This is a genomic window from Bradyrhizobium sp. RP6 (assembly GCF_003837805.1).
Classification (GTDB): domain Bacteria; phylum Pseudomonadota; class Alphaproteobacteria; order Rhizobiales; family Xanthobacteraceae; genus Bradyrhizobium.
In genome coordinates, this window is sequence record NZ_RQIT01000012.1 from 90,696 (window position 1) to 105,793 (window position 15,098).

Sequence of the window (15,098 nt, forward strand, 5' to 3'; positions counted from 1 at the left end):
CAAGACTGACTGTCTCCAGAAAGGGATTTCCGATGTCCAAGACCGCTTCCGTCGCTCTCGCCCCCTCCGCCTCGCTGTTCGCCCGCCTGATGGCCGCGATCGACAGCTTCCTGATGGCGAGCGCCGAGATTTCCAATCACAACGGCGACCTGCCGCGTTTCGGCCTGTAAGGAAGGCCTTGTCCTCCCGCCGAACGGCGGAGCTGACAGGACCACGCAGACGCCAGGTTCGGTCAAATGGCCCCGCACGTTCGGGGCCATTTTTCTTTTGCCTCCTTGTCTGGGCTTGGGACCTCAGCTGCGACGATTCGTCCGCCGGGCTGATTGCCGATCCGATTGTTTGTTCGCTGGCATCGCGCATACCATTGGACAAGCAAAAACGGCTGTACAACCCAAGGTGTAGGATAGAAACACATAACGCAAGACGGGAACAGCCGAGGGCACCGGGAACCCTGGCGGAACCTTAGCCGAAAGGAGCGGATGCCGCGCGGTGTCCCTCCTCATACAGTTTCTATCGGGACTGCCATGGGAGATCGACCGCAAGGGTGACACCAGGCATCTGAATCGAGATGGGCTGACGCAAGTCGACAAAGAGCGGCTGCGTTGAGGGTTCGACAGGGAGAGAAACAAATGAAGCCATCCGTTCTGAGTGTCGCTTTGGCGGCAATCGCGATGTCGTGCGCCAACAGCACCGCAAGCCGGGCAGCCTGGGAGCCGGTCCGTCCGGTCGAGTTCATCGTGCCCGCGGGCACCGGCGGCGGCGCCGATCAGATGGCACGCACCATTCAGGGCATCGTCACCAAGCACAACCTGATGAAGCAGCCGCTGGTCGTCATCAACAAGGCGGGCGGCGCGGGCGGTGAAGGCTTCCTCGATGTGAAGACGTCGTCGGGCAATCCGCACAAGATCATCATCACGCTGTCGAACCTGTTTACGACCCCGCTGGCGACGGGAATTCCTTTCAATTGGAAGGACCTGACGCCGGTCGCCATGCTCGCCCTCGACGAATTCGTGCTCTGGGTAAATGCCGAGAAGCCGTACAACAGCGTCAAGGATTACGTCGACGCCGCGAAGAAGGCACCAAGCGGCTCGTTCAAGATGGGCGGCACCGGCTCCAAGCAGGAAGACCAGATCATCACGGTCGGCATCGAGAAGGCGGTCGACGCGAAGTTCACCTACATCCCCTACAAGGGCGGCGGCGAAGTCGCCGTCCAGCTCGTCGGCAATCACGTCGATTCCACCGTCAACAATCCGATCGAGGCGGTCGCGCAATGGCGCGGCGGCAAGCTCCGTCCGCTCTGCGTGTTCGATGCCCAGCCGATGGCGTATGACGAGCCGATCGCCGACGGCAAGGCCTGGAAGGATATTCCGACCTGCAAGTCGCAGGGCCTCGCGATGGAATATCTCATGCTGCGCGGCATCTTCATGTCGCCCAAGGCGACGAAGGACCAGGTCGAATACTATGTCGAGCTGTTCAAGAAGGTGCGCGCCACGCCGGAATGGCAGGAGTTCATGAAGAGCGGCGCCTTCAACACGACCTTCATGACTGGCGCCGACTACGCCAAATGGGTCGAGGCGGAGGAGAAGCGCCACCAAGACTTGATGAAGGAAGCCGGCTTCCTCGCATCGGCGAATTGAGCCGCGCCATCGATGCGGCTGAGGATGCTGCTCGTCCTCACGCCCGCCGCGACCGCGAAAGACCGCGTTTCCGCCTGGAGGTCCCATGAGTGAACGATCTGAACGTGGCCCGGCACACAAGACGCTGGAAATCGGCATGGCGCTGCTGATCGGCGTGTTCGGCCTAGTCGTGATCTTCGGGAGCCTGAAGGCCGGCATCAACTGGGGCGCGGAGGGCCCGCGTGCCGGGTTCTTCCCCTTCTATATCGGCGCCGCCATCGTCGTGGCGAGCGCCATCAACCTCTGGCATGCGCAACGCGGCGATGACGGCCGGCTGTTCGCAGAATGGGGACAGCTGCGCCAGGTCATGAGCGTCGTCGTGCCGACCGCGATCTATGTCGGCTCGATGCCGTTCATCGGCCTCTACGTCGGCTCGATGGTCTTCATCGCCTGGTTCATGCGCTGGCTCGGCGGCTATCGCTGGCTGACGACCATCGCGGTCTCGGTCGGCATGCCGGTTCTGACCTATCTCGTTTTCGAGCGCTGGTTCCTGGTCCCGCTTCCCAAAGGTCCATTCGAGGAATGGCTCGGCCTGTGAGAGCCACGCATTCATTCAATTGCTGCTGCAGGACGTTTTGACATGGAAGAGTTGGCCAATCTGTTTCACGGCTTCGCGGTCGCCCTGCAGCCCTACAACATCATGCTGATGATCATCGGCATCACGCTCGGGGTCATCATCGGCGTGCTGCCGGGGCTGGGGGGCGCGAACGGCGTCGCGATCCTGCTGCCCCTGACCTTCAGCATGCCGCCGACATCGGCGATCATCATGCTGTCCTGCATCTATTGGGGCGCGTTGTTCGGCGGCGCCATCACCTCGATCCTGTTCAACATACCCGGCGAGCCCTGGTCCGTGGCGACCACTTTTGACGGCTATCCGATGGCGCAACAGGGCAAGCCCGGCGAGGCACTCACCGCCGCCTTCACCTCCTCCTTCGTGGGCGCGCTGTTCGCCGTCATCATGATCACGCTTGTCGCCCCCCTCGTCGCGGGCTTCGCACTGCGATTTGGTCCGGCGGAGAAGTTCGCGGTGTACTTCCTCGCCTTCTGCAGCTTCGTCGGCCTCAGCAAGGAGCCGCCGTTCAAGACCATCGCGGCAATGATGATGGGCTTTGCGCTCGCCGCGGTCGGCCTGGATTCGATCACCGGACAGTTGCGGCTGACCTTCGGCGTCACGGAGCTGCTCAACGGATTCGACTTCCTGATCGCCGTGATCGGCCTGTTCGGCATCGGCGAGATCCTGCTGACGATGGAGGAAGGGCTGGCGTTCCGCGGCGGCAATGCGAAGATCAACCTGCGGGTCGTGCTTCACACCTGGCGCGAGCTGCCCACCTATTGGATGACCTCGCTCCGCTCCTGCCTGATCGGCTGCTGGATGGGCGTCACGCCCGCGGGCGCAACGCCGGCCTCCTTCATGAGCTACGGCATCGCCAAGCGGCTGGCGCGACGCGGCAATAATTTCGGCAAGGGCGAGATCGAGGGCGTGATCGCCCCTGAGACGGCCGCGCACGCCGCCGGCACCTCGGCGCTGCTGCCGATGCTGTCGCTCGGCGTGCCCGGCTCGCCGACCGCCGCCGTTCTGCTCGGCGGGTTGTTGATCTGGGGCCTGCAGCCGGGACCGATGCTGTTCGTCGAACAGAAGGAATTCGTCTGGGGCCTGATCGCCTCGATGTATCTCGGCAATCTTGCCGGCCTCATCGTCGTGCTCACCTGCGTGCCGGTCTTCGCCGCGATCCTGCGCGTGCCGTTCGGCATTATCGCGCCGCTGATCCTGGTGCTCTGCGCGATCGGCGCCTATTCGGTGCACAACAGCACCTTCGACGTCATGCTGATGCTGGTGTTCGGCGTGCTCGGCTATCTCCTGAAGAAGTGCAACTACCCGCTCGCGCCGCTGGTGCTCGCCATCGTGCTTGGCGATAAGGCCGAGGAAGCCTTCCGCCAATCGCTGCTGGGATCACAGGGATCGCTCGGGGTGTTCTTCTCCAACGGCCTCGTCAGCACGATCATGGCGCTCGGTCTGGTCGCTTTGTTCTGGTCCGCGATCCAGGAAGGCTATAGCCGGCTGCGCACGCCGATGGCGTGAGGCGCGACCTGCGCGATCAGCGCCGCCCACGCCAAATTGCCGCAGGCCGGACTTCTGGAATATAGAATTCCAGGGATTGCGCGGTCACCGACCGACCGCGCCTCGGCGCACGCGACCAGCGCTGGCGAGGAAAATCCCCAAGACGCGCGGGCTTTTCAACAGCGGTCTTGCGGCGTCGCGCCGACGGCAAAACAGTCGTTGAATCAATTATTTGGCTAGGATCGGCCGCCATTTGCGCCGGCACGCCGGCAGCGATTGAGGCTTTACAATCCCGCTTTGATTGCGCATGTAAACAGGCCCGCGTTATTTCGCCGCACCTCCCGTCCTTCCCTTGAATCTTGGCATAATGAATACCAGGATGCGGGCAGCGCATGCATAAAAATGATCGGCGCGTTCGGGAGGGTTTTTAATGACGGACATGGTGCAGTCGGCAGCGGCCCCTAGTGCCGCTCGCGTAAGCGATGCCTATCGCTGGGCTCAATTGGCGATCGGCGTGATGGCGATGGTGATGATCGCCAATTACCAATATGGCTGGACGTTCTTCGTCCCCGACATCCAGAAGACGTTCGGCTGGGATCGCGCCTCGATCCAATGGGCGTTCACTCTTTTCGTCTTGTTCGAGACCTGGCTGGTGCCGGTCGAAGGATGGTTCGTCGACAAATACGGCCCGCGCATCGTCGTGCTGGTCGGCGGCGTGCTCTGCGCCATCGGTTGGGCGATCAACGCGCAGGCCACCTCGCTCAACGGCTACTATCTCGGCATGATCATCGCAGGCATCGGCGCCGGCGGCGTCTACGGCACCTGCGTCGGCAATGCGCTGAAATGGTTTCCGGACAAGCGCGGTCTTGCCGCCGGCATCACCGCCGCGGGCTTCGGTGCAGGCTCTGCGCTGACCGTCGCGCCGATCCAGGCCATGATCAAGGACAGCGGCTTCCAGACGACCTTCCTTTATTTCGGCCTCGGGCAAGGCATCATCATCTGTATCCTCGCCTTCTTCCTGCTCGCGCCGAAAGCGGGCCAGGTGCCGAACGTGGTGGCGAATGCCAATCTGCTGCAGACCCGCCGCAACTACCAGCCGACCGAGGTGCTGCGTCAGCCGATCTTCTGGTTGATGTACTTCATGTTCGTGATCGTCGGCGCCGGCGGATTGATGGTGACCGCGAACCTGAAGCCGATCGCGGCCGACTGGAAGGTCGACAACGTGCCGGTCACGCTGATGGCGGTGACGATGACGGCGGTGACCTTCGCGGCGACGATCGACCGCGTGCTCAACGGCCTGACGCGTCCGTTCTTCGGCTGGATCTCCGACATGATCGGCCGCGAGAACACGATGTTCATCGCCTTCGGCATGGAAGGATTCGGCATCTGGATGCTTTACCTCTGGGGTCACGATCCCGTCTGGTTCGTGCTGCTCTCGGGCTTCGTGTTCTTCGCCTGGGGTGAGATCTACTCGCTGTTCCCCTCGACCTGCACCGACACGTTCGGCGCCAAGTTCGCGACCACCAATGCGGGCCTGCTCTACACCGCCAAGGGCACCGCCGCACTGCTGGTGCCGATCGCCAACTACATGCAGCAATCGTCGGGCACCTGGGACAGCGTGTTCATCATCGCGGCCGGCGCCAACATCCTGGCTTCGCTGCTGGCGATCGCGGTGCTGAAACCCTGGCGCAAGGTCGTGGTCGCGAAATCGACCATCTGACCGCCCCACCGCAGTTCACGCGAGCACGACGCCCGGCCTCACGGCCGGGCGTTTTCGTTTGGCAGAAGACCGCCGCGATTGGCGGGATGCGGCCTGACTCCCGCCGGATTTTGCGACTGCGGAGCCAAGATAGGGCTTGCAATCTGGAATATCGTATACCAATCTCCGAGTAACGCCTGCGACGATAAGACACAACATTTGCGACATCAGGTCATCTTGGCAAGCTGATGTACGACAGACAGGCGCGTTGGGAGGTTCTGATGATTTCCAGCCCGGATGGTGCCGTCACCGCCGCGCCGCTTCGCACCGGCTTCCGTTGGCTCCAGCTCGGCATGGGCATCGTCTGCATGGCGATGATCGCCAATCTGCAATATGGCTGGACACTGTTCGTCGATCCGATCGACGCCGCCCATCATTGGGGGCGCGCCGCGATCCAGCTCGCTTTCACCATCTTCGTGGTCACCGAGACCTGGCTGGTGCCGGTCGAGGCCTGGTTCGTCGACAAGTACGGCCCGCGCATCGTCGTCATGTTCGGCGGCGCGATGATCGCGCTGTCCTGGATTCTCAACTCCTACGCCGACAGCCTCACCCTGCTCTACGCGGCGGCGATCATCGGCGGCCTGGGCGCGGGCGCAGTGTACGGCACCTGCGTCGGCAACGCGCTGAAATGGTTTCCCGACCGCCGCGGTCTCGCGGCAGGTGCGACCGCCGCCGGCTTCGGCGCGGGTGCCGCGCTCACGATCGTGCCGATCGCGAGCATGATCGTCTCGAGCGGCTACCAGCACGCATTCCTCACCTTCGGCATCGGCCAGGGCGTTGTCGTGTTCGTGCTCGCCTTCTTCATACAGCCGCCGCGGATCTCGATTCCGCCGAGGAAGAAGCAGCTCAATCTGCCGCAGACCAAGATCGACTTCACCCCGCCGCAGGTGCTGCGTACCCCTGTTTTCTGGGTGATGTATCTCGTTTTCGTCATGGTTGCATCCGGCGGTCTGATGACCGCGGCGCAGATCGGCCCGATCGCGCACGACTACAAGATCGCGAATACGCCAGTCACGCTGGCGGGCTTCCAGATGGCGGCACTGACCTTCGCGATCTCGCTCGACCGCATCTTCGATGGTTTCGGCCGACCCTTCTTCGGCTTCGTCTCCGACACGATCGGCCGCGAGCACACCATGTTCATCGCTTTCGGCACCGCCGCGCTGATGCTGTTGACGCTGTCGGCCTACGGGCACATCCCCATCGTCTTCGTGCTGGCGACCGCGATTTACTTCGGCGTCTTCGGCGAGATCTACTCGCTATTCCCCGCCACCTGCGGCGACACCTTCGGTGCGAAGTTCGCAACCACCAACAATGGCATGCTCTACACCGCGAAGGGAACGGCCTCGCTGCTCGTCCCGCTCTCAAGCGTGATCTCCACCGCCTATGGCTGGAAGGCCGTGTTCGTGGTTGCGGTGGCGTTGAACGCAACGGCGGCGCTGATGGCGCTGTTCGTGATCAAGCCGTTGCGCCGCTCCTTCATCCTCGGCAAGGAAGCCGAGAGCACCGGTGCGTCCACCGGCACTGCGAAGACCGAAACGGCGTAAGCCACCACACGTATTGCATGCTTGAGAAGGGGGCGCAGTGATGCGTCCCCTTTCTTTTTGGCCAACCACAAACGTCAGTATGGCTGTCGCAAGATTTTTCGGATCAGCGAAATCCAGCCCTTGACGATTGGCATTATGTATACCACACTTGCCTCGTCACTCACCCAGGGAGGTTGCAATGCTGGTCGGAGACATTCTGCGCAAGAAGACGCCGCGCGTTGTCACGGTGCGTATGAACGAAACGGTGGGTATCGCGGCCAAGCTGATGCGCGCCAACAACATCAGCGCGCTGGTGGTGAAGGACGTGGTCCGCTCCGAGGGCAACACCGCGGTCGGCATGTTCACGGAGCGCGATGTGGTGCGCGCCGTCGCCGAGCACGGCGCGAACGCCATCAATGTCAAGGTCTCGCAGCTCGTCTCGGTGCAGCAGCTGGTGTCCTGCACCTCCTCGGATCCGATCGAGCACGTCCGTCATCTGATGAACCGTCATCACATTCGCCACCTGCCCGTGATCGACGATTACAGCCTCGTCTCCGTCATCAGCATGCGCGACATCGCCGCGGCCGTTGACGAAGCACTCAACGGTGCGCCGCAAGCGGCAGCCTAAAAGAGCTCGCCTGACGTTCATTCACGGAAGAACTGCGCCCCCTCTCCCGCTTGCGGGAGAGGTTGGGGAGAGGGCTGTCTCCGCCCGCGAGACTCCCCAAGAAGAGAGAACCCTCACCCGCCGCGCTCTCCGAGCGCCAAGGCCGAAGCTCGGCTTCGGCGTTTCAAGAACGGCCGCCGAAGGCGGCCTTTGCTCTCCCGCAAGCAAGCGGGAGAGATGCAGCGAACCTGTGTCACGATCGATCGAGCCAATTCCCCAAGTTTGGTCCCGCGAGGATTTCATGAAGATCTGCATCTACGGCGCCGGCGCGATCGGCGGATATCTCGGGGTTCAGCTTGCACGCGCGGGCGCCGATGTCAGCCTGGTCGCGCGCGGCGCGCACCTTGCCGCGATGCGCGAGCGCGGCCTGACGCTGCTCGCGGGCGAGGAGCAGCACACCGTGCATCCGCGCTGCACCGACGATCCCGCCGAGCTCGGCGTGCAGGATTTCATCATCATTACGCTGAAGGCGCATTCGATCACCGGCGTGATCGAGAAGATGCGGCCGCTGCTCGGACCTCACACCCGCATCGTCACGGCCGTCAACGGCATTCCCTATTGGTACTTCTACAAGCACGGTGGGCAATACGAGAACTCGACCCTGGAGAGCATCGACCCCGGCGGACGGCAGTGGCGCGAAATCGGCGCCGAGCGCGCCATCGGCTGCATCGTCTATCCCGCCACCGAGATCGAAGCGCCCGGCGTGATCCGCCACGTTTACGGCAACAACTTTCCGCTCGGCGAGCCTTCCGGCGAGACCACCGAGGACGTGCAGCGTCTCGCCGGCCTGTTCGTCGCCGCTGGGCTGAAGGCGCCGGTGCTCGACCGCATCCGGGACGAGATCTGGCTGAAGCTGTGGGGCAATGTCTGCTTCAACCCGATCAGCGCGCTGACCCACGCCACGCTCGACGTGATCTGCACCGATCCGGCGACGCGCGCGCTGTCACGGGCGATCATGGTGGAGACGCAAGCCATCGCAGAGACGTTCGGGGTCAAGTTCCGCGTCGACGTCGAGCGCCGCATCGAGGGCGCCCGCAAGGTCGGAGCGCACAAGACCTCGATGCTCCAGGATCTCGAGCGCGGCCGCCCGATGGAGATCGATCCGCTCATCACGGTGGTGCAGGAGATGGGCCGTCTCACCGGCATCGCCACGCCCGCGCTCGACTCGGTGCTGGCGATGGTGACCCAGCGCGCCCGCATCGCCGGCCTTTATGACGGGGTCTCGACGCCATCAGATCCGCGCGCACTGGCGGTGGCATGATGGCGAGCGAGATGAAGAAGTGGCTCCGCTTCCGGAGCAACGGCACGACCGGCTTCGGCACGCTGAGCCCATCAGGCATCAGCGTGCATGAAGGCGAGATGTTCGGCCGCAGCACTGCTACCGGCAAGACGCTGTCGCTGTCCGAGGTCGAGCTGCTCGCGCCCTGCGCGCCCAGCAAGATCGTCGCGCTCTGGAACAATTTCCACGCGCTCGCGGCAAAGCTCAACCAACCCGAGCCGCCGGAGCCGCTCTATCTGCTGAAGGCCACCACCAGCATCGCCGCCCCCGGTGCGGTGATCCGCCGCCCCTCCTCCTACGACGGCAAGACGACCTATGAGGGCGAGCTCGGCATCATCATCGGCAAGGTCTGCGCGCGTGTCTCGCCTGGCGAAGCCGACAGCTCCATCTTCGGCTACACCTGCGTCAACGACATCACTGCCAACGACATCCTGACGCGCGACCCCACCTTCCCGCAATGGGCCCGCGCCAAGGGCATCGACGACTACGGTCCGTTCGGCCCTGTCATCGCGACCGGCATCGATCCGGCCAGGCTCGTGGTCCGTACCATCCTCAATGGCGCGGAGCGGCAGAACTATCCGATCTCCGACATGATCTTCACGGCTCAGGAGCTGGTCAGCAGGATCTCCCATGACATGACCCTGCTGCCCGGTGACCTCATCGCCGTCGGCACTTCCGTCGGCGTCGGCGTGATGAAGGAGCCGGTGAACACGGTCACCGTCGCGATCGACGGAATCGGCGAGTTGACCAACGAGTTTCGGCTCTAACCACTCTCTCCGTCATTCCGGGGCGACGCAAAGCCGAGCCCGGAATGAAGGGCTCGCCGGTTCATTGCCCCCGCAGCGCAGCAAAATTGATCCGGCGCAAATCGCGACATCGCCGCCACCGCTATCCTTCCCACAAGAAATCAATTTCTGATGCAAGGGAGGACGCCATGACGAATGCCGGCAATGCGCTTTTGTGGACGGCCCTTTACTTCGCTCTCTCGTTCGTCGCGATCTTCGTGGTTTGGTTCGCCGACAAGATGCGCTCGAACATCCTCGGGAAACGATAAGCCGCGGCACGTCTTCATCTCCGAAACATTCGGACACATCACATCTGCGCGCGCCTGACATATGCCGCCAACATGTCCTGCGCCTGCCGCAACTTGGACGCATTCGGCCGCCCTTCTGTGAGGCGTGTCTGGGGGCACGGCGATGCCGTGTTTGGACCAAACCTTCAGGGGTATATGACTGTGAAGAAGATTGTATTTGCTCTCGGTGCTACGCTCGCTCTGGTCACGGCTGCGAACGCTGCGGATCTGCCGCGCCGGCAGCCCGTGCCGGCCTATCCGGCCGAGCAGGCGCCGATCGGCAAGATGCCGATTGGCAAGAGCCCGGTTGGAAAGGCCCCGATCGGCAAGGCGCCCGGGCCGGTCGCGGCGCGCTACTGACGCGCAGCGGAATACGCGCAGAATCTGCGTAGCGGCCGACAGTCGAGGGGTATGTCGTGACGAACAAAGCTAATCGATCGGGATCCTGCATCCTCGCGGGCTTCGCTCTTGCGGCTATGCTCTCGTGCACGACGCCCTCGGCGTCGGCCCACGAGGCAAACAGGCGTGCTGCCGATGCGAACGCGCTTGCTACGACCGACGCCGCCTCGCGACCTCAGCCGCAATCGGCGCGGCGCTCGGTCGCGCGCGCGGAGAAAGGCCCCTATTACGTCGACTTCCGCGCGCGTACCGCCGCGAGCTGGGGCCATGCCTTCGTCTGGTACGGCAAGACCAGCGAGCGCGCCGTGGAGGTCGCAGGGCTCACGCCGGCCGGCGACACGCTTGCTTACGTGCTGGGTCACATCACCTTCGTGCCGTCCGAGACCGGCGCGAGCTACGGCGATCTCGATCCGGAATATCTGACCGCAAGCTATCGCGTCTATCTGAACGAAGCGGACGCCAAGCGCGTGTTCGCCTACATCAAGAAATTGCAGGCGAACTCGCCGGTGTGGAACGCCGAGACCGCCAACTGCACCGGCTTCATCGGCGATATCGCCGAATTCATGGGACTAGAGGTCCCCAACCGCTGGCAACGCCCGGAAAACTTCGTCAACCGCCTCAAGGAAATGAATGGCGGCCGGCAAATGGTGCGGTTGTCGGCGGAATAGCCGGAGCCTCAGTTATCCGTGCCCCGGACGCAGCGCAGCGTCCCTTCGACGATGCGCTGCAGAGCCGGGGCCCATCATCTTTCAAAGCATTCGCGGAATGTGGGTCCCGGCTCTGCACCGCAATGCCATAAGCGCGTTCACGCGCGTCTTCGACGCCCTATGGGCGTTGCAGCGCGTCCGGGACACGAGGCCATCCGAATTATCCGCCTCGCGGAATCGCCCCCGCCGCCGGCATGGCGCCCCGCCCCTACCGCACACCCCCGCAATAGACTTTTGCCACCCCGGGCGGCATCCTCCAGCATCAACCGAGAACAGAGCGGCACGCAGGGGGAAACACATCATGTTGCAGACACGGTTCACCAAACTCGTCGGGGTCGAGCACCCGATCGTCCAGGGCGGCATGCAGTGGGTCGGCCGCGCCGAGCTGGTCGCTGCCGTCGCCAATGCCGGCGCGCTCGGCTTCATCACGGCACTGACCCAGCCGACGCCGGAGGACCTGACCAGGGAGATCGCGCGCTGCCGCGACCTCACCGACAAGCCGTTCGGCGTCAATCTCACCATCCTGCCCGCGATCAAGCCGCCGCCCTATGCCGAATACCGCGCCGCCATCATCGAGAGCGGCGTCAAGGTGGTTGAGACCGCCGGCAACAAGCCGCAGGAGCATGTCGAGGAGTTCAGGAAGCATGGCGTCAAGGTCGTGCACAAGTGCACCAGCGTGCGCCACGCGCTCTCGGCCGAACGGATGGGGGTCGATGCCATCTCGATCGACGGATTCGAATGCGCCGGTCACCCCGGCGAGGACGACACCCCCGGCCTGATCCTGATCCCGGCCGCCGCCAACAAAATCAAGATCCCGATGATCGCCTCGGGCGGCTTTGCCGATGCGCGCGGCCTCGTCGCGGCGCTGGCCCTGGGTGCCGACGGCATCAACATGGGCACGCGCTTCATGGCGACCAGGGAAAGCCCGATCCACCAGCTCATCAAGGAGAAGATCGTCGCCAATGACGAGCGCGAGACCGAGCTGATCTTCCGCACCATGCGCAATACCTCGCGCGTCGCCAAGAACGCGATCTCGACCAAGGTCGTCGCGATGGAGAAGGAGGGCGCGAAGTTCGAGGACATCCGCGAGCTCGTCGCCGGCGCCCGCGGCAAGTTGGTCTATGCCACCGGCAATTCCGACGAAGGCATCTGGTCGGCCGGCCAGGTTCAGGGCCTGATCCAGGACATCCCGAGTTGCGCCGAACTCGTCTCCCGCATCGTTCGCGAGGCGGAAGCGATCATCCGCGGCAGGCTGGAGAGCATGATCGTTCATCCGCAACGTGAAGCCGCGGAATAGTCACGGCAAGAAGCGAGAGTGATTCATGAAGGCTTACGTCTACGGCCCTGGCGGCGCTGCGATTTCCGACGTCGCTCAACCAAAGCCTAAGGGCACGCAGGTGCTGGTCCGCGTCCGCGCCTGCGGCCTGAACCGCGCCGACACCGCCATGCGCAAGGGCCACGCCCATGGCGCGGCCGGCGGGGTCGGCACCGTGCTCGGCATGGAATGGGCCGGTGAAGTCGCCGAGCTCGGACCGAATGCCCAAGGCGTCAAGGTCGGCGACCGCATCATGGGCTCGGGCGGCGCGGCGTTCGCCGAATATACGCTGGCCGATCATGGCCGGCTGTTCCACGCACCCTCGAACATGAATTTCGAGGAGGCCGCCACCCTCCCCGTCGCGCTCGCGACCATGCACAACGCCGTCGTCACCGTCGGCGGGGTGCAGGCGGGCCAGAGCGTGCTGATCCAGGGCGCGAGCTCCGGGGTGGGCCTGATGGCGATGCAGATCGCCAGGCTCAAGGGCGCAAAGCTCGTGATCGGCTCGTCGACCGATGCCACTCGCCGCGGCCGGCTGAAGGAATACGGCGCCGATCTCGCCATCGATAGCTCCGATCCCAAATGGGTCGACGAGGTGCTGAAGGCGACGAACGGGGAAGGCGTCGATCTCATCATCGACCAGGTTTCGGGCAAGGTCGCGAGCGAGAACCTCGCCGCGACGAAGGTCAAGGGGCGCATCGTCAATGTCGGCCGGCTCGGCGGCACCCATGCCGACTTCAATTTCGACCTGCATGCGGCCCGCCGCATCGACTATGTCGGCGTCACCTTCCGCACCCGCACCATCGAGGAGGTCCGCGAGATCTTCTTGGAGGTCCGCAAGGACATCTGGGGCGCGGTGGAATCGCGCAAGCTGCAGCTGCCGATCGACAAGGTGTTCGCGTTCGACGATATCGATCAGGCGTTCGAGCACATGGAGGCGAACAAGCACCTAGGGAAAATCGTGGTGACGCTATGAAGGTTGCGGCAGTGAGACAAGAGCGGAGCGACGCTCTCTCCTCTCGTCATGGCCGGGCTCGACCCGGCCATCCACGTCTTTACCGCTTGCGCAGAAGAACGTGGATGCCCGGGGGGATCGCTCCTGCAACTCACTCGCGACTACGGCTGTGGATCGTCGCTTGATGTTCACCCATGGGCTGCTAAATCCCGGCCATGACCTCCCAGCACAACAAGACCTCGGTCGCCGTGATCTCGATCTTCGCCAGTGGCGGCATGGCGGCGGCGAAGTTCGCGGTCGGAATCGCGATCGGCTCGCTGGCGCTGATCTCCGAGGCCCTGCATTCCTCGATCGACCTGGTCGCGACCATCATCACCTGGGCGGTGGTGCGAGTGTCCGACAAGCCCGCGGACGACGAGCACCATTACGGCCACGGCAAGCTGGAAAGCGTCTCCGCGCTCGGCGTCACCGCCCTGCTCTACGTGCTTGCCGGCGGCATCCTGGTCGAGGCCTATAGCCGGCTGAGCGAGGGAACCCCGCCGCCGACCATTTCGGCCGTGCCGTTCGTGGTGCTGGTGATCGACATCGCCGTCAATCTGTGGCGCGCCCGCGCCCTGCACCGCGCCGCGCGCGAGACCAGGAGCCAGGCGCTGGCGGCGGATGCGCTGCATTTCGCCTCCGACGTGATGGGCTCGTTCGCCGTGATCGTTGGCCTGGTCCTCGCCGCCCTCGGCTTCTGGTGGGGCGACGCGGCGGCAGCCGCGGCGGTTGCCGCGATGATCGCCCTGCTCGGACTGCGCCTGGCCGGCTCCACCGTGCAGACGCTGGTCGACCGTGCCCCGGAAGGCGCACAGGAGAAGGCCACCGCCGCGATCCGCGGCGTGCCGGGCGTAATCGACGTCGACCGGCTGCGCGTGCGCATGGTCGGAGCGACCACGTTCATCGACACCATCGCGCAGGTGCCGCGGACCTATCCGATCGACCGCGTCGAGGAGATCAAGCGTAACGCGCAAATCGCCGTGGACAGGGCGTTCGGCGACGCCGACCTCACCTTCACCGCCGTTCCCGTCGCGCGCGACAACGAGACCGTGCGCGACCGCATCATGGTGATCGCGCACAATTCGGGCCTCGCCGTTCACCACGTCACGGTACACGATCTCGGCGCCAAGCTGACCGTCAGCATCGATCTCGAGGTCGACGCCGACATGCATCTCGAGGCCGCCCATGACGTCGCCAACACGCTGGAGCGCAACATCCAGGAGGAGTTCGGCGAGGACGTCGAGGTCGACGTTCACATCGAGCCATTGGAACCGGAGTTGCCGTTCGGCATCGATGCCGCACCGGAGCGGGTGCAGACCATTGCCGCCGCTCTGACGGAATATGCTGCCGGCGGCGAGATCCACGACATCCACAACGTGCGGGTCCGCGACACCGACGCCGGCGAAATCGTCAACTTCCACTGCCGCGCGGCACCGTCGATGAGCGTGATCAAGGTGCACGAACAGGTCGACGCGATCGAGCGCGCGTTGCGGCGTGCGTTCCCGAGCGTGAAGCGCGTGATCAGTCACGCCGAACCGCCGCGCGCGTGACGCAGGGCGCACGGGGAGTCACACGTTCCCGTTTCGGACTCCTCACGCACGCGCGTTTGCGGACACTCGATGCGCAAACTGCGCGTTGGATAAGAATA

At 64.1% G+C, this 15,098-nt stretch carries 15 protein-coding genes; all 15 read left to right on the forward strand.

Translation table 11 applies throughout. From position 1 onward, the window contains the following. The first annotated feature begins 32 nt into the window (after positions 1 to 32). A complete protein-coding gene (locus EHH60_RS37635; protein WP_194388353.1) occupies positions 33 to 170 on the forward strand; it encodes a hypothetical protein in 138 nt (45 codons plus the stop codon). A 459-nt stretch (positions 171 to 629) separates the two neighbouring features. Further along, positions 630 to 1,637, forward strand: a complete 1,008-nt coding sequence (locus EHH60_RS21700) for a Bug family tripartite tricarboxylate transporter substrate binding protein (RefSeq protein WP_124161476.1) — start codon at positions 630 to 632, stop codon at positions 1,635 to 1,637. An 85-nt stretch (positions 1,638 to 1,722) separates the two neighbouring features. Then, entirely contained in the window at positions 1,723 to 2,214 is a 492-nt protein-coding gene (locus EHH60_RS21705) for a tripartite tricarboxylate transporter TctB family protein (RefSeq protein WP_124161477.1), read from the forward strand. 42 nt (positions 2,215 to 2,256) lie between these two features. Further along, the gene (locus EHH60_RS21710; protein WP_124161478.1) at positions 2,257 to 3,756 is read left to right on the forward strand and encodes a tripartite tricarboxylate transporter permease; all 1,500 of its coding nucleotides are present in this window, start codon (positions 2,257 to 2,259) and stop codon (positions 3,754 to 3,756) included. 409 nt (positions 3,757 to 4,165) lie between these two features. After that, a complete protein-coding gene (gene oxlT, locus EHH60_RS21715) occupies positions 4,166 to 5,455 on the forward strand; it encodes an oxalate/formate MFS antiporter (protein WP_124161479.1) in 1,290 nt (429 codons plus the stop codon). Positions 5,456 to 5,715: 260 nt separating this feature from the next. After that, complete coding sequence (oxlT, locus tag EHH60_RS21720; protein ID WP_124161480.1) at positions 5,716 to 7,038, forward strand: oxalate/formate MFS antiporter; 1,323 nt, start codon at positions 5,716 to 5,718, stop codon at positions 7,036 to 7,038. Between the two features lie 178 nt (positions 7,039 to 7,216). After that, positions 7,217 to 7,645: a CBS domain-containing protein gene (locus tag EHH60_RS21725; RefSeq protein WP_124161481.1), complete on the forward strand. Its 429-nt coding sequence runs from the start codon at positions 7,217 to 7,219 to the stop codon at positions 7,643 to 7,645. Positions 7,646 to 7,925: 280 nt separating this feature from the next. Beyond that, entirely contained in the window at positions 7,926 to 8,945 is a 1,020-nt protein-coding gene (locus tag EHH60_RS21730) for a 2-dehydropantoate 2-reductase (protein ID WP_124161482.1), read from the forward strand. Beyond that, positions 8,942 to 9,730: a fumarylacetoacetate hydrolase family protein gene (locus EHH60_RS21735; protein ID WP_124161483.1), complete on the forward strand. Its 789-nt coding sequence runs from the start codon at positions 8,942 to 8,944 to the stop codon at positions 9,728 to 9,730. The genes EHH60_RS21730 and EHH60_RS21735 overlap by 4 nt, the downstream gene beginning before the upstream one ends. A gap of 44 nt (positions 9,731 to 9,774) precedes the next feature. Beyond that, a complete protein-coding gene (locus EHH60_RS21740) occupies positions 9,775 to 10,017 on the forward strand; it encodes a hypothetical protein (RefSeq protein ID WP_124161484.1) in 243 nt (80 codons plus the stop codon). A gap of 174 nt (positions 10,018 to 10,191) precedes the next feature. Beyond that, on the forward strand, positions 10,192 to 10,395 hold the full coding sequence (locus tag EHH60_RS21745) for a hypothetical protein (protein ID WP_124161485.1): 204 nt from the start codon (positions 10,192 to 10,194) through the stop codon (positions 10,393 to 10,395). A gap of 56 nt (positions 10,396 to 10,451) precedes the next feature. Continuing rightward, on the forward strand, positions 10,452 to 11,102 hold the full coding sequence (locus EHH60_RS21750) for a hypothetical protein (RefSeq protein ID WP_124161486.1): 651 nt from the start codon (positions 10,452 to 10,454) through the stop codon (positions 11,100 to 11,102). 340 nt (positions 11,103 to 11,442) lie between these two features. Further along, positions 11,443 to 12,438, forward strand: coding sequence for an NAD(P)H-dependent flavin oxidoreductase (locus EHH60_RS21755; protein ID WP_124161487.1), 996 nt, complete (start codon positions 11,443 to 11,445; stop codon positions 12,436 to 12,438). A gap of 25 nt (positions 12,439 to 12,463) precedes the next feature. Continuing rightward, positions 12,464 to 13,432 carry a zinc-binding dehydrogenase gene (locus EHH60_RS21760; protein WP_124161488.1) on the forward strand — a complete coding sequence of 323 codons (969 nt, stop codon included), beginning with the start codon at positions 12,464 to 12,466 and terminating at the stop codon, positions 13,430 to 13,432. 194 nt (positions 13,433 to 13,626) lie between these two features. Next, positions 13,627 to 15,000 (forward strand): cation-efflux pump, encoded by a 1,374-nt coding sequence (locus EHH60_RS21765; RefSeq protein WP_124161489.1) that lies wholly within the window; start codon positions 13,627 to 13,629, stop codon positions 14,998 to 15,000. The last annotated feature ends 98 nt before the right edge of the window (positions 15,001 to 15,098 follow it).